The organism is Adhaeribacter pallidiroseus (assembly GCF_003340495.1).
In the GTDB taxonomy this organism is placed as follows: domain Bacteria; phylum Bacteroidota; class Bacteroidia; order Cytophagales; family Hymenobacteraceae; genus Adhaeribacter; species Adhaeribacter pallidiroseus.
This window is the reverse complement of sequence record NZ_QASA01000001.1, coordinates 5,812,861-5,838,465: the sequence shown is the minus strand read 5'-3', so window position 1 is coordinate 5,838,465 and position 25,605 is coordinate 5,812,861. Positions and strand designations below refer to the sequence as shown.

Here is a 25,605-nt window from a genome sequence, read left to right as displayed (position 1 = left end):
CAAGAGCAAGCTAGTTTTAAATACCGTTATCCGTTTTTTTTACTTCTACCTGGTAATGATGCGGCACTTAGTTTTTTTGGCCGGGAGCTTCCTGCATTTTTTGCGGGTTGTTCGCAACTTTGTTTTATTCTTTAACTACTCTCCCCAGTTAAAGAATATTTCTTAAAAAAAAAGCGCCTTATCCCCTAAAAAATACCTAAAGTTAGGTATAGGAACAAGAATATCAGCTGCTTACATTTAGCAGTTCTCCCACTAGCTCCCATCCCCAATGGGGTGCGTTTGCTATCTTTTCTTCGGCTTTACTAATTCACTTGTTGGTATTTTTTCTCTAGTTTCCAAATCATGAAATTACAAGTATCTTTTACCTTTCTGGTTTCTACAAATCGGGTCTTACATTATAGGTGGCGCTCTTACTACTTTAGCTTATTTCTTTTGCTGGGGTTTACTACCGCTACTTCTGCCCAAGATAAAGTTTGGGATAAAACCATTGGTGGCTCATCAGGCGATGCTTTAATAACCGCCAAACAAACTCCGGACGGCGGCTATATTCTGGCGGGTAATTCTTCTTCGAGTATCAGCGGCGACAAATCCCAGAATAATCAAGGCAAAAAAGACAAATACGGCAATCTTACCACCGATTACTGGGTGGTGAAACTAAACGCCGACGGTTCGAAAGCCTGGGACAAAACCTTTGGCGGCTCTGACTACGATGATTTAAAATCCCTGGTCCTGACTCCGGATGGCGGCTTTTTGCTCGGCGGCACTTCGCTTTCGGCGGTGAGCGGCAACAAAACCTCGCCCGACCGGGGAGCCGCGGACTACTGGATCGTGAAACTGGATGCCGCCGGTACCAAAATCTGGGAAAAAAATTACGGCGGTAGCAGTTACGACTATTTAGTATCAATCCAGGAAGCCCCGGATGGGAATTATTTACTGGGAGGAAACTCCGTATCCGGCATTGTGGGCGATAGAACCGCTCCCCGGTCAGATGGTAATTTTTGGGTTGTAAAAATAAAACCCGATGGTACCAAAATATGGGACAAAGCCTACGGCGGCAGAAACAGCAGTAACTTAACGGCCTTCGCCAGCACCCCGGACGGAGGCTTGCTGCTGGCCGGCGAAATATACGAGCAAGGCCGGAAACTCATTAAAATAAAGCCCGACCACACCGTTGGCTGGGAAAAAGACTGGGTAGAAGCAGTTAAGATTAAAACTACCCAAAACGGCGAAATTTTAGTGGCTTACGGAAGTGGTGATTACGGGTTAACAAAGTTAAAGGCCGATGGTTCGGAAATTTGGGCCCTCCGTTTTGGAGCCGATCAATTGGAAGTCTTAACCGATTTTGAGCAAACCTCGGATGGCGGTTACCTTTTAGGAGGCTATTCTAATTCGGGCATCAGCGGCGATAAAACCGAAGGCTACCAAGGCGCTTGTACCGTCGACGATATATCCTGCGACACCGATTACTGGGTTGTAAAAGTAAAAGCAGATGGTACTAAAGAATGGGACAGAGCTTTAGGCAGCGCTGGCTCCGATGGTTTAACCTCGGTGCAGCAAACAACGGATGGTGGCTATCTTTTGGGTGGTAATTCTTCTTCCGATATTACCAAAGACAAAACGCAAAACAGCAAAGGCAGCTCGGATTTTTGGGTTATAAAATTAGACAACACCGTCCGGAAAAATCAAACCATTACTTTCGGCAATTCTAATTTGCTTACCCGCACCCTCGGCGATGCGCCTTTTGTGCTGGAAGCTACCAGTAGTTCCGGGTTGCCGGTATCTTTCCGGGTAGTATCTGGCCCCGCTACGGTGCAAGGCAATGAGCTTACCGTTTCCGGAGCCAATACCGTGCATATTCAGGCGTATCAACCCGGCAATGCCCAGTTTAATGCCACCGTTACCGACCTGTTTATTCCCGTAGAAGCCAGACCAACCATTGTGAAACAGTGGGACCGTACCTTGGGCGGATTTAATCGCGAGGCCTTGCTGGCTTTAATTCCAACGCCGGATGGCGGCTATCTGGCGGGGGGTTACTCCGAATCCGGTAAAACCGGCGATAAAAGCAGCGCCACCCAGGGTGCCAGCGATTACTGGATCACCAAGCTAAACAACCAAGGCGCAAAACTCTGGGATAAAGCCTACGGGGGCAATCAGGCCGATAGTTTAACTATCCTGCTGGCTACGCCGGACGGTGGTTACCTACTGGGCGGCACTTCTTACTCCGGCAACAGCGGCGACAAAAGTCAGGGCAGCAAAGGCAGCGGCGACTACTGGATTTTAAAAATTGATGCGGCAGGCAATAAACTTTGGGATAAAACCTACGGCGGCAACCAGGCCGATAAATTAACCGCATTGATTAGTACCCCGGACGGCGGCTTTTTACTCGGCGGTACCTCTTTCTCGGGTACGGGCGGCGATAAAAGCCAGGGCAGTAAAGGCCGCAGCGATTACTGGATTTTAAAAATCGACGCCAACGGCGCCAAATTGTGGGATAAAACGTATGGCGGAGCGGAGGCCGATAGACTAGTGGCCCTGGCCCTGGTACCGGGCGGCGGCTATTTAATCGGCGGCACGTCGGCTTCCAGTAAATCCGGCGATAAGAGCGAAGCGCGCCGCGGCCAGGCCGATTACTGGGTGCTGCGCCTGCAGGAAAACGGGAATAAACAATGGGATAAAACCCTCGGGGGCCTAACCGAAACCTATGCCTACGATGAGTGTTTTGAAGATGATCCGGCCAAGTGCCAGGTAGATTTAGGTAGTTCGGTACTAACCAGTTTATTAGTTACCCCGGATGGCAACTTCTTAATCGGGGGCTACTCCGACGCGGAACAAGGCGGCGACAAAACCGATAAAAATATCGGTGGAAACAGTTATACCCGCTTGAGCGATTACTGGATTGTAAAATTAAACAGTAAAGGCATTAAAGTTTGGGATAAAACCTACGGGGGCATCCGATCCGAAAAAGTGTTCGACATAGGTACCTACTTAACCGGCAATTCCGAACTAGCGGCTATCCGGGCAACCCCCGACGGGAATTACTTATTAGCGGGCACTTCTGACTCCGATAAAGGCGGGGATAAAAGTGAGAATGCCAGCGGGGGCGGCGAAAGGTTTCTGTACTATTATAGTGATCAATTTTGGAGCGGTAGAAGAAGCGAAAGGGATTACTGGATTTTAAAAATAGACGAAGCCGGCACCAGGCTGTGGGATCGTACCCTGGGCAGCCGCGATGACGATGTGCTGGGAGCCGTAATACCTACTGCCAATAGCGGTTACCTGCTGGGTGGCACATCCAACGGCCTTATCGGCGATGATAAAACCGAAGCTCCCCGCGATACCGTTACCTATCCTTTTGCGTCCCGCGGAGATTTCTGGCTTGTGCAGGTGCTCGATGAAACCCCACCCCCGTCGGCTAACTGGAACATGCGTTACGGCGGCACGGGCACCGATAACTTTGCCGATGTTATTAAAACTACGGATGGCGGCTACTTGTCCGGAGGCTATACCGATTCAAACATCAGCGGCGATAAAACCCAATGGAGCCAGGGCCGGAACGACTACTGGATTGTAAAGAGCGATAAAAACGGCCTAAAACAATGGGAGAAAAGTTACGGCGGTGCGAATAATGATTATCTCAACCGCGTAATTCAAACCCAGGATGGCGGGTATTTACTAGCCGGCAGTTCTTTCTCGGGCAAAAAAGGCGATAAAACTGAAGTTAGCCAAGGCGGTCGGGATTACTGGCTGGTAAAAACAGATAAACTAGGTAATAAACTTTGGGATAAAACCTTGGGTGGCAGCGGCAATGACGAACTGGAAAAAGTAATTCAGCTGAGCTCGGGCGAATACGTGCTGGGTGGTTACAGCAATTCTCCCGTGAGCGGCGACAAAACGCAAGCTAGCCAGGGCAATTACGATTATTGGCTGGTAAAAATAAGCAGTACCGGCACTAAAATCTGGGACAAACGTTATGGCGGCACCGGTGCCGATAGGCTGGGCGGCTTTACCCAAACCCGCGACGGAGGATTTTTCCTGGGCGGCGGTTCTAGCTCTGGCCAGGGCGGCGATAAAACCCAAGCCAGCCGCGGCGATGTAGATTACTGGGCCGTAAAAACCGATAAAGACGGCAACTTACTCTGGGAAAAAACCTACGGCGGCACCGGCCAGGACTATGCCGTATCGGTACGACACAGTGATGGCGACAACCTTTATCTGGCGGGCTACAGCACTTCCGGGGCCAGCGGTGATAAAAGCCAGGCTAGCCGGGGCGGTCGCGATTACTGGTTAATTAAAATAGATGCAAACGGTACTAAGCTTTGGGATAAAGGTTTTGGTGGCGACAAGGATGATAATCTAAGCGCCAGTACTTACACCGAGCAAGGCCATTACCTGCTGGCCGGCACTTCTTACTCCGGCGTAAGCGGCGATAAAACCCAGGCGAGCCAGGGCAGCGGCGATTACTGGGTAGTAGAAGTAGACGAGCAAGGGAACCTGGTAATGGACCAACGCGCCGGTGGCAGCGGCGAAGACGAACTCCGTACCGTAACCCAAACAAAAGACGGCGGTTTGCTCTTGGGCGGTCGTTCCAACTCCGGAGCGAGCGGCGACCGGACGCAACCCAGCCAGGGCGGTACCGATTACTGGCTCATAAAAGTGGTTCCAACCAACAACGCACGGGTAGCAGCCAGAACGGCTACCACGCCAGAAGAATCTGCAGAACTTACCCCGCTCCTCGCGTATCCAAATCCGTTCCAGGAGCAGGTAACCGTTCGTTTTACCCTGCCGCAAACTCAGGCTGCCAGCGTGCGCGTGCTCGATGGTCAAGGCCGGGAAATTGCTACTTTATTCCGGGGAGAAGCCAAAGCCAAGCAAACGTACCAGGTGCAATGGCAAGCGGGGAAACAAGCCGCCGGTATGTATTTGCTGCAACTGCAAACCCCCACCAAACAAAACACACAGAAACTACTCCTGAATAAGTAATTTTTTTAAATTTTACACAAAAAGCCGGACAGCATCTCGCATGTTGTTCGGCTTTTTAGTTTCAAGAATCTGATTTTTTAAAAATGGGCTACTGTAACGAACAAACCACTAAAATTTTTAAAATTTGGTTGTGGTCTACAAAGTATGATATTATACGTTGCTGATTATAATAATGCTGCAAGGAAATCAGGAGTCGAGTCTAAGTTTAAGTAATTAGTAAAATGGTTTTTTTAGTTTGTAAACCTATTTTCTAATAATAATACTATTAACAAGTTTCATTTAACTCTCTAAATAAGTAAAGGGACAAAAATACCTATATACTTGTTACATCAGTTATGCGGTATATTGATTTAACAGAGCAGGAAGCACGAGAGTTGCAAGCGGTTTATAAAAGCAGCAGGTATTTAATCGAGCGCAAGCGTAGCCAGTGTTTGCTTCTTTCGCATCAGGGTAAGTCTATTAATGAACTGGCGGGCATCTTTGGCGTTACCCTTTTAACGATTACCAACTGTTTAGATAAATGGAAGCAGGGCGGGCGGACGGGTATTGAGCTGGAAAGCGGACGAGGCCGTAAGCAGAAGTTAGCTGGTATCGAGCAAGAGCAGTTAGAGGCGTATGTAGCAGCGCACCACCGCAATTTAAATGCCGTGGTAGCGCTTATACAAGAAAAGCACGCCGTAGTGGTGAGTAAGAAAACCCTACAGCGCTTTTTAAAAACGTAGCGCCTACTCTTTCCGAAGGGTTCGCCATAGTGTAAAAGGCAAACGCAACCAGCAGGACTTTGAAGCAAAGCAAGAGCAGCTCTATCAATTGGAATGCTTACAGGAGCAGGGCTTCTTGCCGCTTTATTACTACGATGAGAGCGGTTTTTCGCTGACTTCAGCCCTGCCTTATGCCTGGCAGAAGCAAGGTAAGACCCTAGAAATACCCGCCGCCAAAGGCAGGCGGATAAATGTAGCTGGATTGCTTAACCGGCAAGCAGATTTTTATTACCAAACCCATACCGGGCGGATGGGCAGCAAAGAAGTTGTTAGTTTGCTCGACAGCTTTTGTGAAAAGATACAGCAAAAAACAGTAGTAGTGCTTGACAATGCACCTACTCACCGCTCAAAGGTTTTTATGGAAAAAGTAAAACAATGGCAAGAACAAGACTTGTATATCTTTTTTTTGCCGGCTTATTCTCCGGAATTGAACAAAATTGAAATGCTCTGGAAGAAAATTAAATACCAATGGCTCGACTTTAATGCTTATATGTGCTGGGATAACTTACAACAACATCTGACCCAAATACTTGATAACATCGGTCAGAAATATATAATTAATTTTGTCTAAGTACTTAAAAACAATTTTAAAGCTAAATCAGCGCGGTTTTAGAGCGTAGTTTGGCCATCATACTTTGTAAACCATAATTAATCATTAGTTCTTTTTAGGTAATTCGGTTCAGTCTTCAACTAACCGCAATGCTCTTCTTGGCAGTTCACCTTCTAGTCATTAGCCACTTTTAATAGCAATTATACGTATATACTTTCCGTATTTTGCAAAAAAATAAGGTAAATTAAGGTTTTTCGCAAAAATGCAAATTGTATTTCCATAGAATCTGCTTAATTCTGGCATTTTCTTCTAAACATCCGAAATTGTGGCCGTACTATTTTTATTTATTTAAATGCCGCACAACGTTCTGGGCTTTGAGGTGGCGTAGCTACAGTAAAGGTGTTGTTGGTGGGAGTACTTTTATATACCTACCTTTCTGAAAGCATATTTTAGTAATCGACCTTTTTTTATCAAGATTAATGTGTCTGAGTATGCTGGTTTTAAAATTGAGTCCCCAACTTCAGCTATGTAACTAAAAATTTTGTTCCTATTTTCCTTATTTGTAATTGGGTGAAAAATATATTCTTGTTCTTTTATATTTATTCGTGTTCCAGAAGCTGAAGCATATACTTTTTTCTCAATTTTACCTTTAATTTCAGCTTTATTGAATTTTGAAAAATCATTAATTCCTTTTTCTGTTCCCCATAACTGTGCAATCACAGCATAAGTTAAGAAAAAAATTATACCAATAAAAATATATTTCTTCTTTGTTGTCATTTTAAGGATACCCCTAACGTACTGGGCTTTGCGGTGGCACAGCTGCCGTATAGGTGTGGTGTGCGCCCAGTATGGGCATCTGGTACTGAAAGGTACCAAATTATTCCAGAGGGTGCAAGACCCTTACAGGCGAGTTGGTGCAGCCTGTTAGTAAGCCGCAAGCTGGTTTATCGTGAGATAAGCAGGGAAGAAAGCGGGACTACAAAATCCGGTACTGACGAACAGAAAGTACATAAGAGGCCCATTAGTGCGGGTAAGCAAGCACCTCTTTGCAAAGCTCCTGACCAACAAGTACTAGTGGGTAGATGTACCAGGAATCGGAGGAAGGAATATGCTCTTACCTGGGGAGGTCTCTCGGCCACGGGTTGGTAAGAGAGAAGTCAGCAGAAGCCATAGTAGCCATCAGGAAACGAGCCGTAAGCGCTGCGGAGGTCTCACAAGATGACGAAGGGCCGAACGTGAAGTTGTTCCAAATGTGGTAAGGAGGCCTGGCCAGCCTTAGCGTAAGCGGAACAGGGATTACAGATAAAGTAGAAAGTAGGATGATTGAGAAAGTATTGCACCGGGGCAACCTGCTGCTAGCCTACCGGCAAGTGCAGGCTAACCAAGGGGCAGCCGGCGTAGACGGTATGTCCGTACTTGAACTAGCTGGGCATCTGCAAGTAAATCAGGAGGCCTTAGTTACGGCTATCCGGAGCAGCCAGTACTTTCCTCTACCCATCTTAGGGGTAGAAATACCTAAGAGCAACGGCCAGAAGCGCCGGTTAGGCATTCCTACCGTAACCGACCGGCTGCTACAACAAGCAGTCAACCAAGCCATAGCCCCGCTTTTCGAGCTGGAGTTCAAAGAGTACAGCTACGGCTTCCGGCCCAACCGCAACGCCCATCAGGCGGTGTGGCAAGCCCAGAAGAACATTAATGAAGGCTATCAGCATATTGTCGATATGGACCTGAAAAGCTTCTTTGATGAAGTAGAGCACTGCCTGCTCCTGCAACTGGTATACCAGAAAGTAAAATGCCCGCTCACGCTGCGCCTGATCCGCAAATGGCTTCGGGCCCCTATCCTTATTGGGGGAAAGTTAACCAAACGCCGGAAAGGGGTACCACAGGGCAGTCCGTTGAGTCCGCTGCTCTCCAATATTCTGCTTCACGAGCTGGATAAAGAGTTGGAAAAGCAAGGCTTGCGGTACGTGCGCTATGCCGATGACTTTAGTGTTTATACCAAAAGTGAGTCGGAGGCCCGGCAGGTGGGCAACAACCTTTTCCTGTTCCTGAAGAATAAGCTAAGGCTACCCATCAACCGGGAAAAGAGCGGCATTAGACGACCCGTAGATTTTCAGATACTAGGCTACCGGTTTGTACCCACTTACCGGAAAGGGGAGAAAGGTAAATACCAGTTGGTGGTAGCAGAAAAGGCTTGGGCCAGGCTGAAGCAGAACCTGAAAGGGATTACCCGCAAGACCACGCCCAGTGCCTTTGAGCAGCGCGTTCAGCAACTCAAGGAAGTGCAGCGAGGCTGGGTAAACTACTTTCGTCTAGCCAGCATTCAGGGGAAGTTAAAGCAAGTGGATAGTTGGCTCAGAAACCGGCTGCGCCATTGCATCTGGCACGACTGGAAGAAACCCGAGCGGAAAAGAAAGAACCTGATCCGATTAGGCGTCTCAAAAGGGGAAGCCTATGCCTGGAGCCAGACCCGGAAAGGGGGCTGGGCAGTAGCGCAAAGCCCCATCCTGGTGACCACTATCACGCTGAAACGGTTGGTCAAGAAAGGTTATGAATCGTTGTTCGATTACTACAAACAAGTAGCCCCCCAACTTAACGAACCGCTGTATACGAGACCCGTACGTACAGTGGTGTGAGAGGCGCTCCCCATCAGCCAACACTGGTGGGGCCGTCTACTCGATTAGCAGCAGAAACTTCATTTACATTTAATTACGTTATCTTGTTCCAATGTCTCCAAATAATCATCTAATCGATTGAGTCTATCTTTTAAGTCTTGTATTTTACTCAAACCGAAAAACATGGGACGCTCTGTTCCTTCTCTATAATAAGATAGGTAAAAAATAGTATTTTGCTTTTTTAATTTTTCAAAAGTCTTTTGAGAGGTAATAATAGCTTTTTTGATTTTCTTATACTCTGAAGCCTGTTGTTTATCTTCTAAGGAATTCTTTTGGATGGCCATATCAAGTGAAGAAATTAAGCATCTATATTTGTCAAACAATAACTTTTCAAGTTTTTCAATTGCTTTGCCTAAACAAATATTTATATCTTGCTGCGCTCCATTTCCACAATCATCATCAAAATTATATCTATCTAAAAGCTGTGCCTTTTGATTTGTTATAATCTCATTGTTTTGAGAATAGACAACTGAGGAAATCAGAACAAATAACATAGTCAATATTTGTCTCATATTTTTTGCTGCTAACTATTTTATAAACAACATAACATACGGTTATCCGCATTATGTACGGAGGAGTTGTATAATATTTAAAGTAAGGTTATAATCCTACTTTAAATATTATACAAATAAATGTTCTACAGACCAATACAGAATTTAAAAATTGCACAGAAAAAGATAATGCATTTCTTCTTAAGCATTTATTCATAATATTTCGCGTAGCTAATTTTTATTGTATTATACTTTTAGGTATAAAACCAAACCGGCGGTCTTATCTTTTAACTACTGTTTTTAACTGCTCCAAACCATTCTGACTGTATTATTCGTGTGTTTACCCGAATAATACCCAAGTATAATCCGGCTATTACTTGGGTAGCACTTGCATGACTGGGACTTTCGCCTCGCCAGTTATCCAGTACGTTGGGCATCATTACCCCCTGTATCCTGTTTTTAAATAGCCGACAACCCGGATAGTTTAAAATATTGCATGGAGCGGTATTATTCCCTACTGCCGGAACGCACCAGTTTTTTAAATTTTACATGAAAATAAGCTCCCAATTTATGAAAAAAATACCGTTTTGGGAAAGGCTTTGAAAACCCGATAAATAAAAAGTAAAACCCCCGCTCCTTGGGAGTTAATGGGCGTTTTACCTTTTACTTCGGAAAAAAAATAAAATTTACTTTTGCTAATGGAAGACAGTAGATTAGTCCGAAAAGTTAATGTACCGGTATTAATCAGGAACAAATTATTTGGCGCTCAGGCTTAGTTCTACCAGTACCGGAAAATGGTCGGAAGGAAATTTGCCGTGGTAGGTATCGGTTAAAATGCCCCATTTTAAAGTTTTAAAATGACTGGTGGCAAAAACATGATCAATCACTTCGTCGCCGTCTAGTTTTTTCCCGAAAGCGTTAAAAGATGCATTGTTGGCGTAAGGATCTTTCACGGCTTTAAACGTATCCGAAACTTGGCCGGAATTGGCAATGGCCTGGTACCATTCGCTGCTGCGGTCGCCGTTTAAATCGCCGGTAAAAATAACGGGCTCCGCGCCGGCAATTTCTTTTATTTTCTGTAAGATCAACTTACTGCTTTCTTGCCGGGCTTGTACGCCCTGGTGGTCGTAGTGCGCATTAAAGAAGTAAAATTTCTTTTTGGTCTGCTGGTCCTGCAGGTAAACCCAGGAGCAAATGCGCTTACAGCACGTAGCATCCCAGCCCAGCGAAGGTTTGTCCGGAGTTTGTGATAACCAGAAATCGCCATTTTTGAGGAGTTTAAACCGGTCTTTTTTAAAAAATATAGCCGAATGTTCGCCTTTTTCCTGACCATCGTCGCGGCCCTTACCGTACCGGGTGTACTGGGGCAACGTTTTATTAATATCGTCTAGTTGATTTTTTAAGGCTTCCTGCGTACCGAAAATATCAAAATCATGAAAGCGAATTAAATTAGCTACTACCGGGGCCCGGTCCACCCACAAGTTCCCGACGTCCTGCGGATTATCGTAGCGAATGTTAAAAGTACCGACCCTTAATTGCTGAGCCTGCACTAGGCCGGAGAAAAAGAAAAGGAAAACTACCAGAAAAAGAAAACGTTGAAATTTCATCAGTTTACAATACTGCTTTATAATTTTTTAATTTATTATGAATGGCGAAGATAAATTAATTTAAAAAAACACTAATACACTTACGGGCAATGCTTCTCTAATTTATTTTAAAAAAATCTGAATTTTAAATCCGAGTACTCCCGGGAACAGGACTACAAAGCTTTTAATGGAGTGGTTAACCGAGTACGTAACGCTGGTTTATCTTTCGTGGGGTTTTTCGTGGTAATTAGTACTAACCCAAAAGCCCCCCGCGCCCCGTAAATAGCCGCCGACGAAGCATCTTTCAACACCGATACACTGGCGATGTCGCTGGGGTTTAACAAGCTGGGATTACCCTCTACCCCATCGATTAACACCAGCGCGTTACCACCCTGCCCGATAGAAGTAGTACCCCGGATATTAAAAGTAGGCGATTGAATGGGTTTGCCGTCGTAGGTATTAAAATTAGGTTCGGAATAACGCCTTGTAAACCTTGCCCCACGTTGGGCAAAAGCCGATTTTCAAATACTTCGGACGATGGCAGTTGAGCCATGCCGCAAGTACCACCAGCTCTCCTCCCGGTTTCTTTATGGAGCACGCCGTAATTACAGTTTCCTGTTTTTTTAAAATAGAAGGCTTAATTGCAGCACAAAGGAACAAATACCGGTTTATTTTGAAATTCTTAATCGTATTAAGTTTTTGTTATAATTAAGCAGGATAAAAATTTAAAATTAACGATTTTTTAACGGTTTATTCGAAACCAGAACGTGCGGACTTTTTCTAGCCCTGGGCATTACTGATGTTACTCGCATTACCAACATTGGTCCACTGGGCTGGAAGGTAATAATTGTAAACGCTGAATTTACGCGCCATTGGCTTACCCTAAACGCCGAGTGGCATAACATCGAAAATAGAGCTTACCGCAGGCATGGTTCCGGTATTAACAATACCGGTTGCTGTGGCTGGGTAGCCCTGTAAGGGTGGTTTTAATCAATTGGTATCGTAGAAAATCCTAACTTTAAATAATTGTTAAGTTTCCGGTAAAAAGCTTCTTTTTAGTAAGCTTCATTTACCTTCGCCCTCTATTATTTTAAAGCCAGATATGATGAATGCATTTTTTAAAATAGTTATTTGCGGTGTAGCTATCGGGAGTGGTTATAGGGCAGTAGCGCAACGACCACAGCAGCCTACTAACCAGTCCCAGGCCAAGCAAATTTTACTGCCTAATGGCTGGTCCTTGAGTCCGGTGGGCCGGTCAGTGCCGTTAGGTGATTTGCCTTTAAATATGCAGGTATCCCCTTCCCGTAAATTATTAGCGGTTACCAACAACGGGCAAAGCAAACAAACGGTGCAACTCATCGATCCGGTTAACGAAAAGTTACTCGACGAGAAAGTTATTGCGAAGTCGTGGTACGGTTTAAAGTTCAGCCAGGATAATAAAACCTTATTTGCTTCGGGCGGCAACGACAACGTTATTCTGGCTTACGGTATTAAAAATAATAAATTCAGCACTACCGATACTTTGCGTTTAGGCTTGGCCTGGCCGAAAGATAAAATAGGTCCAACGGGTATTGATATAGATAATGCCCGCCAGCGTTTGTACGTCGTTACCAAAGAAGACAATACCCTGTACGTACTCGACCTGAAAACCAAAAGCATCCTGCATAAAACTGACCTGGGCCACGAAGCGTACGCCTGCCTGCTTTCGCCGGATAAAAAAACGGCGTACATTACCTTATGGGGCGGTGATAAAGTAGCAGTTTACGATACGCAAACAAATAAAATTACCGGGGAAATTACTACCGAAAGCCACCCGAACGAACTTATTCAAACCAAGAACGGCAAATATTTATTCGTGGCCAATGCCAATGATAATTCGGTATCGGTAATTGATACCAAGGCGCGTAAAGTAATGGAAACCATTTCGGCGGCGCTGTATCCTACCCAATTAACCGGTTCCACTACCAACGCCCTGGCCCTCTCTTCGGACGAAAAAACGTTGTACATGGCCAACGCCGACAACAACTGTCTGGCGGTATTTAATGTGTCAGTGCCGGGTAAAAGTTCGTCGCAAGGTTTTATTCCCACGGGTTGGTACCCCACTAATGTAAAAACCCTCGGTAAAAAAATTCTGGTAGCCAATGGCAAAGGCTTTTCGTCGCTGGCCAACCCGGCCGGCCCGCAACCCGTGAAAGTGAGTGATAACAGCGGCTCGCACACCGGGGTTACCGGCAAGCAGGAAGTGCAATACATTGGGGGTTTATTTAAAGGCACCTTGTCTTTTATCGACCGGCCCGATGCCGCAAAATTAAAAATTTATGCGAAGCAGGTATACGCCAACACTCCGTTTACGAAAGAAATGGAAAATAAAGCCCGCGGTGAAGTGGGTAATCCGGTGCCTACCCGCGTTGGCGACAAGTCACCGATTAAATACGTGTTTTACGTAATTAAAGAAAACCGCACCTACGACCAAGTTCTGGGCGATATGAAAGAAGGGAATGGCGACCCGAACTTGTGTATCTTCCCCGAAAAAGTTACGCCCAACCATCATGCTTTAGCCCGCGAGTTTGTACTGCTCGATAACTTTTACGTGGATGCCGAAGTAAGCGCCGATGGCCATAACTGGAGCATGGCCGCTTACGCCACCGACTATACCGAGAAAACCTGGCCCACCAGCTACGGCGGCCGTGGCGGCACGTACGATTATGAGGGTTCCCGCAAAATTGCTTATCCTAAAAAAGGGTATATCTGGGATTACTGCCAGCGGGCTGGCATTAATTACCGCAGCTACGGCGAGTTTTCCGGCGATGGAAAAGCCACCCTGAAATCCCTGGAAGGACACATCAGTAAAAAATCGCCGGGTTTTAACATGGATATTAAAGATATTGAACGGGTACGGATCTGGAAGCAAGATTTTGATTCGTTATTGGCCCAAAATGCGGTTCCGCAATTCAGTACTATCCGTTTGGGCAACGACCATACCAGCGGCCAGAAAAAGGGCAAATTTACCCCCATTGCGGCCGTAGCCGATAATGATTTAGCCCTAGGTCAATTAGTAGAACATCTTTCTAAAAGTTCGATCTGGGCGCAAACCGCCATATTTGTGCTGGAAGACGATGCCCAGAATGGCCCAGACCACATAGATGCCCACCGTTCGCCGGCCTTTATAATTAGTCCGTACACCAAACGTAATGCTGTTAACCACACCATGTATTCTACTTCGGGCATCCTGCGCACCATGGAGCTAATCCTGGGTTTACCGCCGATGAGCCAGTACGATGCGGCCGCTTTGCCGTTATTCGATTGCTTTACGGCCCAACCCACTTTAACGCCTTACCAGGTAAAAGCCGCGCAGGTAGATTTAGAAGAACGCAACGTAGCCCAGAATAAAAGTTCGGAACGCTCCGAAAAATTTAATTTCACGAAAGAAGACGCCGCTCCGGATTTAGATTTAAACGAGGTCGTCTGGAAATCGGTGAAAGGCGAAGATTCGGTAATGCCTGCACCGCGCCGCAGTGGTTTCGTAAAACTGGAACAGAAAAAAGACGATGACGACGAGGACGATGATTGAAAATCAAGGCTAAAATTTTGCTGTTAAAAAGAACAAACCTTAGCTCTTTGATATAACATTTTACTTTGCCTGCCGAAAGATGATACAGGTTGCCGGGTAATAATTTAAAAAATTGCGTATCAAGCCGGCAGCTAATTGCCCGGCATAAGGCTTACCGGACAAAAAACAGGACCGGAACTGCCATTAACTAAACAGTTTTTTAAAAAAAAGCCAGCTCCCTACCCTAGGGAACTGGCTTTTCAGTTTTACAGCAACTTTCCCAAGCTAAATGCAGCAACCTAAAAACAAAAAGATTACATCCGGAGAGTTTGTTTACTTCCGACTTACTAATTACCTATTTACGACAGACCGCTCTGAAAAGAATGAATCTAATGGAACGGGCAAGTAATCTTAGTAAGATATTAGGTATGAAATATTTGTTTCCTGCCACTCACATGGCAGCTGAGCTTTTGAACAAAGTAATTTGAGCTTTTGAACAAACTTGCTAGCTTAAAACTGAACGACCTTTGTCTAAAACAAAATGATTAAGACAATGGAAAAAATTTGGTTTATTACCGGCAGCTCCCGGGGATTAGGGCGCAGCCTCACCGAAGCTGTATTAGCGGCTGGCGATAAAGTGGTGGCTACGGCCCGCCAACCCAAAGTATTACAGGATTTAGCGGAACAATACCCCGCTCAGCTTTTACCCGTAGCTTTAGATGTTACAGATAAAGTCCAAATTCAGAAAGCGGTAGCGCAAGCCATAGCGCATTTCGGGCGGATAGATGTTTTGGTAAATAATGCTGGTTTTGGCATTATTGGCGCCGCCGAAGCTTATACCGAAGAGCAGGTACGCAGCCAGCTCGAAACCAACTTGTATGCGCCCATCGAAATTACCCGCGCCGTTTTACCGCACATGCGAGAAAAACGTGCCGGCCGTATCCTGCAAATTAGTTCTATTGGCGGCCGGGTAGGAAACGCGGGCGTAGCTATATACCAGGCAGCTAAATTTGGCTTAAGCGGCTTCACCGAAGCTTTGGCCCAGGAAATAGCACCTTTCATTCGGGTAACTTCCGTAGAACCAGGTGGTTTCCGGACGGATTGGGCCGGCGATTCCATGACCTACGCACCAGCGCTGCAAGACTACGAAACCACAGTAGGAACCCGGGAAAAATTCTTTAAAAGTGGTAACTTTAATCCCGTCGGTGACCCGGCTAAAGCAGCTCAGGTAATGATAGAACTGGCCCAACACCCGGAACCACCCGTGCACCTGGTACTAGGCAGTGAGGCCATTGGCTTCCTGGAGAATGCCAACGCGGCCCGGGAAGCCGAAATGAAAAAATGGTTACCCGTAAGTTTATCAACCGATGCGGATGATGCCGAAAATTTCCTGGAAACAGAAGCCGCCAAGTTTTACCTGCGAACCAAAATTTAGAAATTAAAAGGAGCAATGGCATTCAACAGCCATTGCCCATTGTATTACCGTGCGTTCGAGATAAAGATAATAAGATCATTAACAAGGAAGCTCTTACTTTTTATTCCCTCATCCTGGAAGTAGACCACGAGGAACCTAAAATTGATTTTTTTGGAGACTAGTATTATTCTTTATTCTTTGTGTAGAAGCGTCTTTATCTCGAACGCACATTATTTTTAAAAAAATAACCCTATGACCAGTCTGCAAGAAAAAGCTTCCCGCGCCTTTACTTATTCCTGTTATCATAGCCGTAACCGGTCCGGGGAGCAGTTTGTAGCGGAACATGTTTTTAGTTACCAGATTGCCGGCACCCTTGCCGTGGAAGACGGGAACCAAACCTGGTTTTTCCGGGAAGGAGATTTCCGGCTGGTTCGGAGAAACCATTTGCTCAAGTTTGTGAAAGAGCCGCCGGCCGGAGGTGAATTTAAAAGTGTTTCGGTTTTCCTGGATCAGGAAACCTTGCGCGATTTCAGCATCGAGTACGGCTACAAAGCCGAAAAAAGCCCGGCTTCCAATGCTATTATCTCGCTGCATGCTAATCCCCTTCTACTTGGTTTTATAAACTCCTTGGGGCCTTACCAGGATTTGAATCAGTCGGGCAACGAAAACCTGTTGCACCTGAAGCGGCGCGAAGCCATTCTGGTTTTGCTCCAAACCAACCCCGAGCTACAAAGTATTTTATTTGATTTTTCGGAACCCGGTAAAATAGATTTAGAAGCGTTTATGCACCGGAATTTCCACTTCAATGTAGAACTAAAACGCTTTGCCTATTTAACGGGCCGCAGTCTGGCTACTTTTAAACGCGATTTTGAGAAAATATTTCACCTGTCGCCGAGCCGCTGGCTGCAACAACGCCGCCTGCAAGAAGCGCATTATTTAATCAAAGAAAAAAAGAAAGCACCCTCGGAAGTTTACCTGGATTTAGGCTTCGAAGACTTATCGCACTTTTCTTTTGCCTTTAAAAAAATGTTTGGCGTAGCACCTACCAAAATCCTACAAACTTAAACGAAGGCACTGCCATTATGCTTAAAGAAATAATCTAATTCTAAAAAGTAATTTTTATTTTAATATTTAAGGTGCGTTCGCGCTAATTAAAAGCAGGGCTATTCTGCCTTATCTATGTCCTTCAGGAGGAACCTATTCGGCTACGTAGCGAACTAGTTTCCTCCGGAATGACGAAAGCAGAAGGGAAAGAGCCTGATAAATAGAATTTTATTTTTCTAGCAATTACTTCTATTGGCTAGCTGTATAAGCCAGTCCTTTCCTCGAAATCAAATCACAGTATTCAAGAAAAAACTGCACATAATAGAATTTATGGATAAAAAAAGATGCCGGTGTTATTACCGGCAGCTTCTTTAAATTTTTAATTTTGAATAAAGTTAAAACGCGTACCGCAAACCTAACTGAATCTGGTAAGGGTTACCGTTCAGGCTGGCGTTTGGGTTAGATACTCCGGATCCTTGGTTCACGTTATAAACAAACCTTTGGGCGGTCTGATCGAAGCTTCTAATAGTGTACAGGTTTTGCTTACCAAGATTGTAACCCACGCCCCAATCTTTTTTCAACAGGTTAGCGACGTTGAAAACATCAATGGAAGCTTCCAAACCATGGTTACCCAGGAAACTGAATTTTTTGGCTAATCGGGCATCAAACACGCCGTAAAAACCATTAATACCACCGTTACGCTCTGCTACCTGGCCCGCATTCCGGCGGATGTAATCTTTTACACTTTGCTCAGCGTTTGGATTGTCCAGAATAGCCTGGATACCGTCTCGCAAGTATTGTGGTACTTCCGGGTTATTTGGGTCGTAGATGTAAGCCAGGTCATTGGAATCAACAAAGTCTCCGTTGGTGTTACCGCCCACCGCCAAGGAATAGCGCGTACCACCTAAACCGGAATAACGCACGCTAAACGTGGTACCCCAAAAAGTAGGGGCCGTTCCGTAAACCACTACCTTATTGCGGAACTGGTTGTTGGCGTAGTTCATGCGGCTTAAATTACGCGGGTCATCGGCTACCATTAAGTCCAGGGTGGCGGTGTTAGCTACGTTACCGTTGTAAGAGGTGTTGTCTTTAGAGTCGTTCCAGGTGTACGAAGCGGTAATTTGACCGTCGCGGAAGTACCGGAAAGTTCCGTCTACTACCAAGGCGTACTGGTTTTTCCGGCCGGCGCTGATTAATTCCAGCACCCGTCCTACCTGGGTAGTTTTGCGGCTGTTAACCCAGTTAACAATGCCTTTATCGGTAATAGTTGCGGCTGGTACGTACACCCCCCGGTTGGCTTCTTCTTCTATTCTAAAATACGGTTGCTCCACCATGTTGCGGTCTACATACATGTAGTTGTTACGCGCCCAGGCGGCAAATCCGCTCACCCCTATCCGCAGGTTATCGTTAATGAAGTGGTTAATAGAAAAGTTAGTTTTGTAAACCACCGGCACTTTGGCATCGGGGCTATTGGTGTTAATGGTTACTAATCTTGGAATGGCCGGGTTGTTAAATAGCTCGGCACCAGGAGCAGTAGATGGATCGGCGCGGTAGCCCGGGAAATTAGGGGTTGGTACCAGGGCTCCTGAGATGTCCACGGAGGCAACATTGGTGCCATCGAACAATATGTTGTTGATCATGGAATATGGGTTTAAAGCCGAACCAAAAACCCCAGCCCCCACCCGGATAATATTTTTGCGTTCCTCGTTCACGTCCCAGGTAAACTGTATGCGGGGCTGCAATTGGGTGGTGTTAATCTTATTATCGGTGCGGATACCCAATTCGTTAAATACCACCGGGCTGAAATTGGCGCGGTTCAGGTATTGGGTATTATCCAGTCGCAAGCCAGCCATTACTTCCAAGCCGTAGGCAAGTTTGGTGTCCATTTGGGCGTATACGCCGGAAGCTAACGAATTTACCACTTTACTCTGGTCTTCGTTCAAGTAAATTTCCCGTACGTACCGGTAAGAAGTCAGGCTATTAAAGTTTTCAAGACCACTAAAGAAGAAGCGGCCGTTCATTTCGCTACCGTAGCGCGAATGCATGCGGTTATACATAACATCTACCCCGAAGGTAAAATTGATTTTACCGGTATTGTAATAGAAATTGTCTACAAGCTGCACTACGTTGCCTTTAAACCATTCCGGCGAAAAACGCTGCCCACCAATCTGAATGGAAGAAAGAGTTAAGGGTTTTGTAGGATCAGCACTTGATGGTGATGTCACATTTTGTATAATGGCGCGCGGGATACCGGCAGCCGGAAGTTCCGGGCTTGGTTGAACGGCTTCGTCCTGGTAAAAATGCTGTACTTTTAGCTCATTCGTAATTTTAGGGTTCAGAATAGTCCGCAACGACAACATTAAACTGTTGTCGAATTTTTTGCGATTAATGTACGATTCATAGGCATCAATGGAAGAGTTATCATCCTCGGATAACGGGTCCTTTTCGCGCACAAAGTTGTTGCGCAAAGTCAATAAATTTTTAGAATTTATCTGCCAGTCAATCCGGGCAAACATAGCGTCGGTTCCTTTTTTCTTGCCGAAAGCCCCAAACTGCGGATTGTTCGAAACACCGTATTTAGCCCGGGCAATGCTTAAGAAACTATCCAGTGTTTCTTGGGTAACCTGGTTAACCGCTTCGTCGGCTAGTCCTTGGATGTTGGCAATATAAACCGGTCGGGCATCGGCCTGGTGATCCCAAGCTACGAAGAAGTGCGCTTTGTCTTTAATAATCGGACCACCTAATGAAAATCCGTACTGGTTGGTATTGTAATCCTGCACACGTTTGTTACCCCGTAAATCGTAAGGACTAGCGAGCCAATCGGTACGCATAAAGTTAAAAGCGCTACCCGTTAGTTGGTTCGTTCCCGATTTGGTTACCGTACTAATGGTACCACCGCCACTGCGGCCCATGGTTACATCGTACTCATTGGTTACCACTTTAAATTCGCGAATGGCTTCCATGGAAATGGAATAAGCACTAGACGTAGAACCACCGGCAATGGTACCGCGCGAGGTCATCCCGTCGATGGTAAAGTTAGTGGAGGAAGCTAATTGCCCGCCCAGACTGGTACCGCTACTCAACGGCGAAAGGTCGATGAGCGAAGTAAAGTTCCGGCCGTTTACCGGCAGTTTAGCAATATCTTTCGCGGTGATAGGCGTGGAAGCGCCCAAGTTAGGAACCGTGTTTTTTAAAGAGCTCGCCACAACTTCTACTGCTTCCAGTTCGGTAGCGCTGCTTTGTAAGGTAAAGTTTACCCGTAACTGGTCGCCTTGGTTCAAAGCAAAACCGGTTTTCTTTTGTTCGGTGTAACCGATAAAAGATACGGTAATGGAATAAGGCGCACCCAAGGGTAATTGTTTGATAATGTAATCTCCTTTTAAGTCGGTTACCGTACCCGCCTGAAAACCTGTAGATTCATTCCGGACTAAAACGGTGGCGCCAATAATAGGACTGTTGTTTGCTTCGGCAACTTTCCCGATGATGGTTGCTTCGTTCCCCTGACCGTAGGAGGTTAAGCTGGCCGGAAGAAGCAAAGCAAGAAACACAATACATTTGGTAAATAGTTGTTTCATTTTTGGTTAATGATTAAATAATAGTAGTTGAGATCAGATTTAAACTTTCGTGCAACACCCGGTGCTAATGGCAGTTTAGCAGCAGCGGTAGAATAGATTTTTTAAAATTTTATTAAGCCTGGCTGCTTTTAAAATTCAGACAGGCTTATTTTTAAGATGGAGCGGTAAGTGTTATACCATAGTAGCCCGTCGTGTTTTCTGATTGATTAACCCTGATTTGCCCGCAAAAGTAGGGAGGCAATGTTAAGCGCAGATTAAGCCTTTATTAACATACTGTTGCTTTTCAGAAGGGCTTTGGTTTGTTGCCGGTTAGGCAGGAGTGCCCGTCGGGCGGGTACCAAGAAGTGTGCGGGCAACTGCCCCAGCAAGCATAACCATTACTTCTGGGGCGAAAAATCTAGTTCGGAGGCAATAAACCAGAAGAGTGGTTCAAACAGGATTAACCTTCGGCTATCGGGTAAACAGAAGTTCGGGGAACGCTGCGGGACGGAAGAGCTCGGTAGTTTAGTACCAGATTGACTAAAATTTAAAAAAATGAACCGGCCGAAACAATAACACTCGATTTATATGAGTCATTTTTGTTTTAGCCGGTTTAGAACCGCTTTTTTAAATACAGAGCTTTTTATTATTTACCAGCCAATCTCCGGGAATTATTTACCAGCCAATCCCCGGGAAGTTAGATTTTCGGAAATGGGAGGTGTACTTCTTCTTTTATGGATTGTTCCTGAACTTCTACGGCTTGCTCTTGCTGGTTTTGCTCCAACTTTTTTGGCCAGATATGAAAGCCCCCGCTTATTTCATCCAAATGCCAGATTCCCCAAATACCGTTCTCGTCTACTTGCCCCTGATAAGAAACCACATGCGTGCGATAGTTCTTGGTGATAGTACATGCCAACTGCTGTTTACTATAAGAACCTTTCCAGGTAAACCGCCCCACATCATCGCTCCCGCCCCCGGTAACCAGGTTATTCTTAAAAGTAAGAAACAAATGCATCGGGTGCTGAGCGGCCTGGGAATTGGTGGCGTAGGTGTAAAAACCTTCCCACTCCCCACTCGGAAACAAAGGATGACTCTCCTGGTCTGCACTGCTCATTCTGAATTGTATTGAATATATACGCAACCAGAATACGCAAAACAAGAAAAAAGGGAGGTCCGAAAAATGTACTTTTGTTGGGCAACTGGCGCACCCGTATTGACCAGAAGCTACCTCTTAAAATTTTTAAATTTTAAAAAAATTTTCCAGACCCGCTCCAATCTTAAATCTTCAGGTAATATTTTAAATTTTAGTCGGGCTACAATAAGCTCTTAGAACCCAGACTACAATAAAAAAGGAGACCGTTTTGAGTGGTCTCCTTTTCGTAAGTATAATCGTTGTACTGGGGTTTATTCTTTCAGCAATCTGGTTTGGGCTTTACCGGATGGCGAATGCGCTTTCAGGATGTAAATACCGGAACTTAATGGAGCTTTCACCGGCATTACAACAGTAGCGTTACCTTGCTCGGTGGTAACCACCTCCGTAGACTGAACAGTCCGGCCGAGTACATCCAACAAGCTAACGGCAACCCGTTCTTCTTTTCCAAAATTCTGAATCTCTACGGAAAACTTATTATCGGCTATTATAGGATTTGGAGACACGATTATCTGCCGGGTTAACGTTTGTTCATCGAGCCCCGTTTCGCTCACCGCAACTACCGAGGTGGCTGAAGCAGGCTGTACCGGTATTCCTTTATAATTTGTTTTCGTCTGGTTGCCACCGGTGTAATAAATATTGCCGTTTAGCAAACCCGCTACTCCGCCAGATTTTGTAGCGGGCATCGGCGTTAATTCCTGCCACGAGTTCGTGGCCGGTGAGTAAGCAGAAACCAAAGCAGATCTTACCGAATGCCGCACTTCGCCGCCCAGTACTAAAATCCGGTTTCCTAATACTACCACCGTAGACGAGATATGATCGCGACCGGTAGGCATATCGGCTCCTCGGGTCCAGGTATCCGTAGCCGGATTGTAGATCTGAACCGTTTTCTGTACCACGGTCTCATCATTCTGGCCATGAGAGCCCCCGAAGTAGTATATCTTACCGCCGTAAACCGCAGAACCCGCATGGTTAGTAGCGTTGATTAACGGCTTCATTGATTTCCAACCGGCCCCCAGGTTACTCAGGTCTAATGCATAATGTATTGGTACATCTGCCCGGGATTTATTAGCGCCTCCCATGTAATGCAGTTTGCCATTTAAATATTTTAACTGCCCGGTCGCTAACTCATAAGGTAAATTAGGCAGAGCCGTGTAATTATTGCTGGCCACATTGTACCGCCATACTTGCTTGGTGCCAAAAACCTGGCCGGTGCCCGTAGAATTAGAAGGATACCCGCCGGCGAGATAAATATTGGTACCATCGTTCGCCGTGCCTACGTGGGTTACGCCGCCAAAATTGCTGCCTTTAGGAGTATGCGGTAAATCGGCAATAGCCTGCCAGGAGTTCGTATTCGGATCGTAGCGATAAGCACGCTTGGTAGGCGTATAACCCGATTTAGTGGGATCGTAGCCCCCAAAAATATAAAGCTTATTATTTACTACTTCGCCGTGAACTTCGTGCGTGCTATAAGGCTGACTGGCAGCAGTGCCCCATTTAATACTGGTAAATTCAGGCGTTGAATTATTAGTAATTCTAACCACTTCCAGTGCTGCCACCTGCGGACGGTTCACGCCGCCATCGCTAGCCAGAGAACTAAAGTAAAGGCTCAGTGTACCATCAGAAACATTTACCGTAAAAGTTTCGGAAGTAGCGGTAAATGGCCCCACCTCACTCACAATATCGTAATTATTTAAAACTTTGGTTCCTTCAGCGCTTACATCAAAAACCCGCTGGCCTACTTTGGTCCAGTATATTTCGGCAAAATAAAGCTTTACGCGGTATTGCCCGCTACTTACGGGGAGGTTATAATTAAAAGTGCTATTATTAGTCTCGGATCGCCGTTGGTTCTGGTACATGGCATCATCACTGGTACCGGCAATGGCACTAGTGGTAGAGGTGGTAGATCCCGGAGAGGGGGCAAAATACTTATCTGCCGCAAATACACCTGTAGAATTACTGGTACTGCCACCGCCCGAGTTGAGGCGGTAAACTAATTCATCGGCGCGCACAGGTAGCTGAAACAAACAAAAGGCCAAAAATAACAACCAGCTTGAGCGCTTTAGTTTGGCAGTTTTTGAAAAAAGAAAGTAAATTTTAAGCATGTAATTGTAATTAATAATATAAAAAAACAGAACAATGAGTATTCACATATAAGATAATATATCTAAGTTAGAATCAATCCTGATATAAAGCAAGTTATGCGTTAGATAGAATGATTAAAAAATTAGTGGGTTTTGAGAAGTACAACTTTAATACCGAATATACTTCCGTAAAGATTAAATGTTACAATTTTAAGGCTGTAAATCTAAATTCTAGACGAAGGGTTCGGAATTTTAAAAATCGACCTGTTTTCCTGCTCCTATAGTCCTAAGCAAAACAGGTAAAATGCAGTTTAAAATTATTAGCAACCGGTCTGCATCCTGGTTACTCCTTTCACTATTTATTTTTAAATTAAAGCCTTAGACTAGCCACGATGGCCAGTTAGTTTTATGGGTTTATAGTCCTATCCGGAGCGTTTTGTACTGTTTTTTGAAATTTTAAACCGCCTACCTCATTCTGGCTTGTATGATCAAAGCTAATTACCGCGACAAAGATTTAATAGTGAATATTCTTACCAAATCGTTTGCTACCAATAAGAGCATTTATTATCTGGTTAAGTCAGGAAAAAACAAAGCCACAAGAATCTGTTATTTAATGAATTACGCCTTTGAGGTTTGCTCTTTATCTGGGGAGATTTTTATCGCCAACAATCGCCAAGCTTGTGCCTTAATTTTATACCCGGACCAAAAAATGACTACTCCGCAAACGGTATGGTTCGATATAAAGCTTATTCTTTTTTGTATTGGCTTGCTAAATATTTATAAAACCCTGCGTCGCGAAGCCTCAATAAAGAAAATACAGCCCAAAGAAACAAAATCTTATTTGTGGTTTATCGGGGTGCATCCGGAATACCAACACCAAAAAACCGGCACCACCTTGTTACAGGAACTTATTACGTATAACCAACAAAAAAGCCGGCCTATTTACTTAGAAACCGCTACTGTACAAAACTTACCCTGGTATCAAAAACAAGGTTTTACCATTTATCACGAGCTAGACTTAGGCTATTTCCTATATTTTTTAAAAAAGAGTTGCACTAACTTTTATAATACCAATTTCAGGATACCCGAAACAGAAATACGTGCCTTAACTTTCATTTTTAAAACCAACCAACAGGATTATATCCCCATAATTAGCTATTATCCAGTAAGTAGTTATTTGTTCCTGAACCAAGCTTTATATTAGAATTGTGCTGATTTTTTTAAAATTACAGAAGCCAAACCCAGCAGTTTTTTCCTGAACCTCCAATTATTTAACCCCTCTAAATCATGAAAAAATTATTACCTTTTCTGTTCCTGCTCGCTAGCTGTAAAGACGACGAGGGAGTAAATCTGCCCCAATCTGCTACCGATTTGTTACAAGGTAGTTGGAAAATCTCGTCAGAATTTCACGATTATTATGATGCTACAAACACCAAAATCATTCAAGCAAACGGTGGATCCGGTATGATTCTGACTTTTAAAGGCCAGAATGTCGAGCTATTGGATACCGGAAATAAGTTTAAAGGCAGTTATACCCTTACAGAAACCAATGGCAGGCAATTTCTTACTACATCCATTTTAAGTAATACCAAAACCGTAGAGGTAACCAGCCTCACAGAAGTTAGAATGACCTGGCAAACCGAAACGCCGAACGCTACTTATTTTGCCGATGGCTTAGCAAAAACAGCGGCCAAATCCATTACTATAGTTAACTTAGTAAAACCCCGGTAAAGCGTAAAGTTCTCTGCATGCGTGAATAAAGAATA

The 25,605-nt window shown here is 45.0% G+C and carries 14 protein-coding genes and 2 pseudogenes; 9 read left to right on the top strand and 7 right to left on the bottom strand.

Annotated features, from left to right (window positions below):
- Nucleotides 1-342: 342 nt before the first annotated feature.
- The 3 genes and pseudogenes from AHMF7616_RS23260 to AHMF7616_RS23250 form a co-directional block, all read left to right on the top strand.
- On the top strand, nucleotides 343-4,980 hold the full coding sequence (locus AHMF7616_RS23260; protein ID WP_115375062.1) for a T9SS type A sorting domain-containing protein: 4,638 nt from the start codon (nucleotides 343-345) through the stop codon (nucleotides 4,978-4,980).
- A gap of 335 nt (nucleotides 4,981-5,315) precedes the next feature.
- Complete coding sequence (locus tag AHMF7616_RS23255) at nucleotides 5,316-5,702, top strand: helix-turn-helix domain-containing protein (protein ID WP_115375061.1); 387 nt, start codon at nucleotides 5,316-5,318, stop codon at nucleotides 5,700-5,702.
- 55 nt (nucleotides 5,703-5,757) lie between these two features.
- Nucleotides 5,758-6,312: pseudogene (locus AHMF7616_RS23250) on the top strand (IS630 family transposase); the annotation flags it as partial.
- A 399-nt stretch (nucleotides 6,313-6,711) separates the two neighbouring features.
- Here AHMF7616_RS23250 and AHMF7616_RS23245 read toward each other — a convergent pair.
- Nucleotides 6,712-7,068, bottom strand: a complete 357-nt coding sequence (locus AHMF7616_RS23245) for a hypothetical protein (RefSeq protein WP_115375059.1) — start codon at nucleotides 7,066-7,068, stop codon at nucleotides 6,712-6,714.
- Nucleotides 7,069-7,610: 542 nt separating this feature from the next.
- Between AHMF7616_RS23245 and ltrA the strand changes: the two genes are divergently transcribed.
- Entirely contained in the window at nucleotides 7,611-8,927 is a 1,317-nt protein-coding gene (gene ltrA, locus AHMF7616_RS23235; protein WP_115372869.1) for a group II intron reverse transcriptase/maturase, read from the top strand.
- 59 nt (nucleotides 8,928-8,986) lie between these two features.
- Here the strand turns inward: ltrA and AHMF7616_RS23230 are convergent, their stop codons facing one another.
- The 3 genes and pseudogenes from AHMF7616_RS23230 to AHMF7616_RS23215 all read right to left on the bottom strand — a co-directional run.
- Complete coding sequence (locus AHMF7616_RS23230) at nucleotides 8,987-9,478, bottom strand: lysozyme inhibitor LprI family protein (RefSeq protein ID WP_115375057.1); 492 nt, start codon at nucleotides 9,476-9,478, stop codon at nucleotides 8,987-8,989.
- 734 nt (nucleotides 9,479-10,212) lie between these two features.
- Nucleotides 10,213-11,064, bottom strand: coding sequence for an endonuclease/exonuclease/phosphatase family protein (locus AHMF7616_RS23220; protein WP_115375055.1), 852 nt, complete (start codon nucleotides 11,062-11,064; stop codon nucleotides 10,213-10,215).
- 159 nt (nucleotides 11,065-11,223) lie between these two features.
- Nucleotides 11,224-11,581 (bottom strand): annotated as a pseudogene (locus AHMF7616_RS23215) (TonB-dependent receptor plug domain-containing protein); the annotation flags it as partial.
- 564 nt (nucleotides 11,582-12,145) lie between these two features.
- Here AHMF7616_RS23215 and AHMF7616_RS23210 point away from each other — a divergent pair.
- From AHMF7616_RS23210 to AHMF7616_RS23200, 3 genes are all read left to right on the top strand, one after another.
- Nucleotides 12,146-14,614 (top strand): bifunctional YncE family protein/alkaline phosphatase family protein, encoded by a 2,469-nt coding sequence (locus AHMF7616_RS23210; protein ID WP_115375054.1) that lies wholly within the window; start codon nucleotides 12,146-12,148, stop codon nucleotides 14,612-14,614.
- A 532-nt stretch (nucleotides 14,615-15,146) separates the two neighbouring features.
- Entirely contained in the window at nucleotides 15,147-16,028 is an 882-nt protein-coding gene (locus AHMF7616_RS23205; RefSeq protein WP_115375053.1) for an oxidoreductase, read from the top strand.
- Between the two features lie 231 nt (nucleotides 16,029-16,259).
- Nucleotides 16,260-17,072 carry a helix-turn-helix domain-containing protein gene (locus AHMF7616_RS23200; protein ID WP_115375052.1) on the top strand — a complete coding sequence of 271 codons (813 nt, stop codon included), beginning with the start codon at nucleotides 16,260-16,262 and terminating at the stop codon, nucleotides 17,070-17,072.
- Nucleotides 17,073-17,446: 374 nt separating this feature from the next.
- Here the strand turns inward: AHMF7616_RS23200 and AHMF7616_RS23195 are convergent, their stop codons facing one another.
- The 3 genes from AHMF7616_RS23195 to AHMF7616_RS23185 form a co-directional block, all read right to left on the bottom strand.
- Nucleotides 17,447-20,626 carry a TonB-dependent receptor gene (locus AHMF7616_RS23195; RefSeq protein ID WP_115375051.1) on the bottom strand — a complete coding sequence of 1,060 codons (3,180 nt, stop codon included), beginning with the start codon at nucleotides 20,624-20,626 and terminating at the stop codon, nucleotides 17,447-17,449.
- A gap of 676 nt (nucleotides 20,627-21,302) precedes the next feature.
- Nucleotides 21,303-21,719 (bottom strand): hypothetical protein, encoded by a 417-nt coding sequence (locus AHMF7616_RS23190; RefSeq protein WP_115375050.1) that lies wholly within the window; start codon nucleotides 21,717-21,719, stop codon nucleotides 21,303-21,305.
- Nucleotides 21,720-22,009: 290 nt separating this feature from the next.
- Nucleotides 22,010-23,782 carry a malectin domain-containing carbohydrate-binding protein gene (locus AHMF7616_RS23185; protein WP_158546237.1) on the bottom strand — a complete coding sequence of 591 codons (1,773 nt, stop codon included), beginning with the start codon at nucleotides 23,780-23,782 and terminating at the stop codon, nucleotides 22,010-22,012.
- A 541-nt stretch (nucleotides 23,783-24,323) separates the two neighbouring features.
- On the opposite strand from AHMF7616_RS23185, the gene AHMF7616_RS23180 reads away from it, so the two are divergent.
- Together AHMF7616_RS23180 and AHMF7616_RS23175 are read left to right on the top strand one after the other, a co-directional pair.
- Nucleotides 24,324-25,043, top strand: a complete 720-nt coding sequence (locus AHMF7616_RS23180; protein WP_115375048.1) for a GNAT family N-acetyltransferase — start codon at nucleotides 24,324-24,326, stop codon at nucleotides 25,041-25,043.
- An 83-nt stretch (nucleotides 25,044-25,126) separates the two neighbouring features.
- Nucleotides 25,127-25,570, top strand: a complete 444-nt coding sequence (locus tag AHMF7616_RS23175) for a hypothetical protein (protein ID WP_115375047.1) — start codon at nucleotides 25,127-25,129, stop codon at nucleotides 25,568-25,570.
- Nucleotides 25,571-25,605: the final 35 nt, after the last annotated feature.

Coding starts and splice junctions, on each gene's coding strand:
- AHMF7616_RS23260 (WP_115375062.1), top strand. CDS start 343: ATGAAATTACAAGTATCTTTTACCTTTCTGGTTTCTACAAATCGGGTC.
- AHMF7616_RS23255 (WP_115375061.1), top strand. CDS start 5,316: ATGCGGTATATTGATTTAACAGAGCAGGAAGCACGAGAGTTGCAAGCG.
- AHMF7616_RS23245 (WP_115375059.1), bottom strand. CDS start 7,068: ATGACAACAAAGAAGAAATATATTTTTATTGGTATAATTTTTTTCTTA.
- ltrA (WP_115372869.1), top strand. CDS start 7,611: ATGATTGAGAAAGTATTGCACCGGGGCAACCTGCTGCTAGCCTACCGG.
- AHMF7616_RS23230 (WP_115375057.1), bottom strand. CDS start 9,478: ATGAGACAAATATTGACTATGTTATTTGTTCTGATTTCCTCAGTTGTC.
- AHMF7616_RS23220 (WP_115375055.1), bottom strand. CDS start 11,064: ATGAAATTTCAACGTTTTCTTTTTCTGGTAGTTTTCCTTTTCTTTTTC.
- AHMF7616_RS23210 (WP_115375054.1), top strand. CDS start 12,146: ATGATGAATGCATTTTTTAAAATAGTTATTTGCGGTGTAGCTATCGGG.
- AHMF7616_RS23205 (WP_115375053.1), top strand. CDS start 15,147: ATGGAAAAAATTTGGTTTATTACCGGCAGCTCCCGGGGATTAGGGCGC.
- AHMF7616_RS23200 (WP_115375052.1), top strand. CDS start 16,260: ATGACCAGTCTGCAAGAAAAAGCTTCCCGCGCCTTTACTTATTCCTGT.
- AHMF7616_RS23195 (WP_115375051.1), bottom strand. CDS start 20,626: ATGAAACAACTATTTACCAAATGTATTGTGTTTCTTGCTTTGCTTCTT.
- AHMF7616_RS23190 (WP_115375050.1), bottom strand. CDS start 21,719: ATGAGCAGTGCAGACCAGGAGAGTCATCCTTTGTTTCCGAGTGGGGAG.
- AHMF7616_RS23180 (WP_115375048.1), top strand. CDS start 24,324: ATGATCAAAGCTAATTACCGCGACAAAGATTTAATAGTGAATATTCTT.
- AHMF7616_RS23175 (WP_115375047.1), top strand. CDS start 25,127: ATGAAAAAATTATTACCTTTTCTGTTCCTGCTCGCTAGCTGTAAAGAC.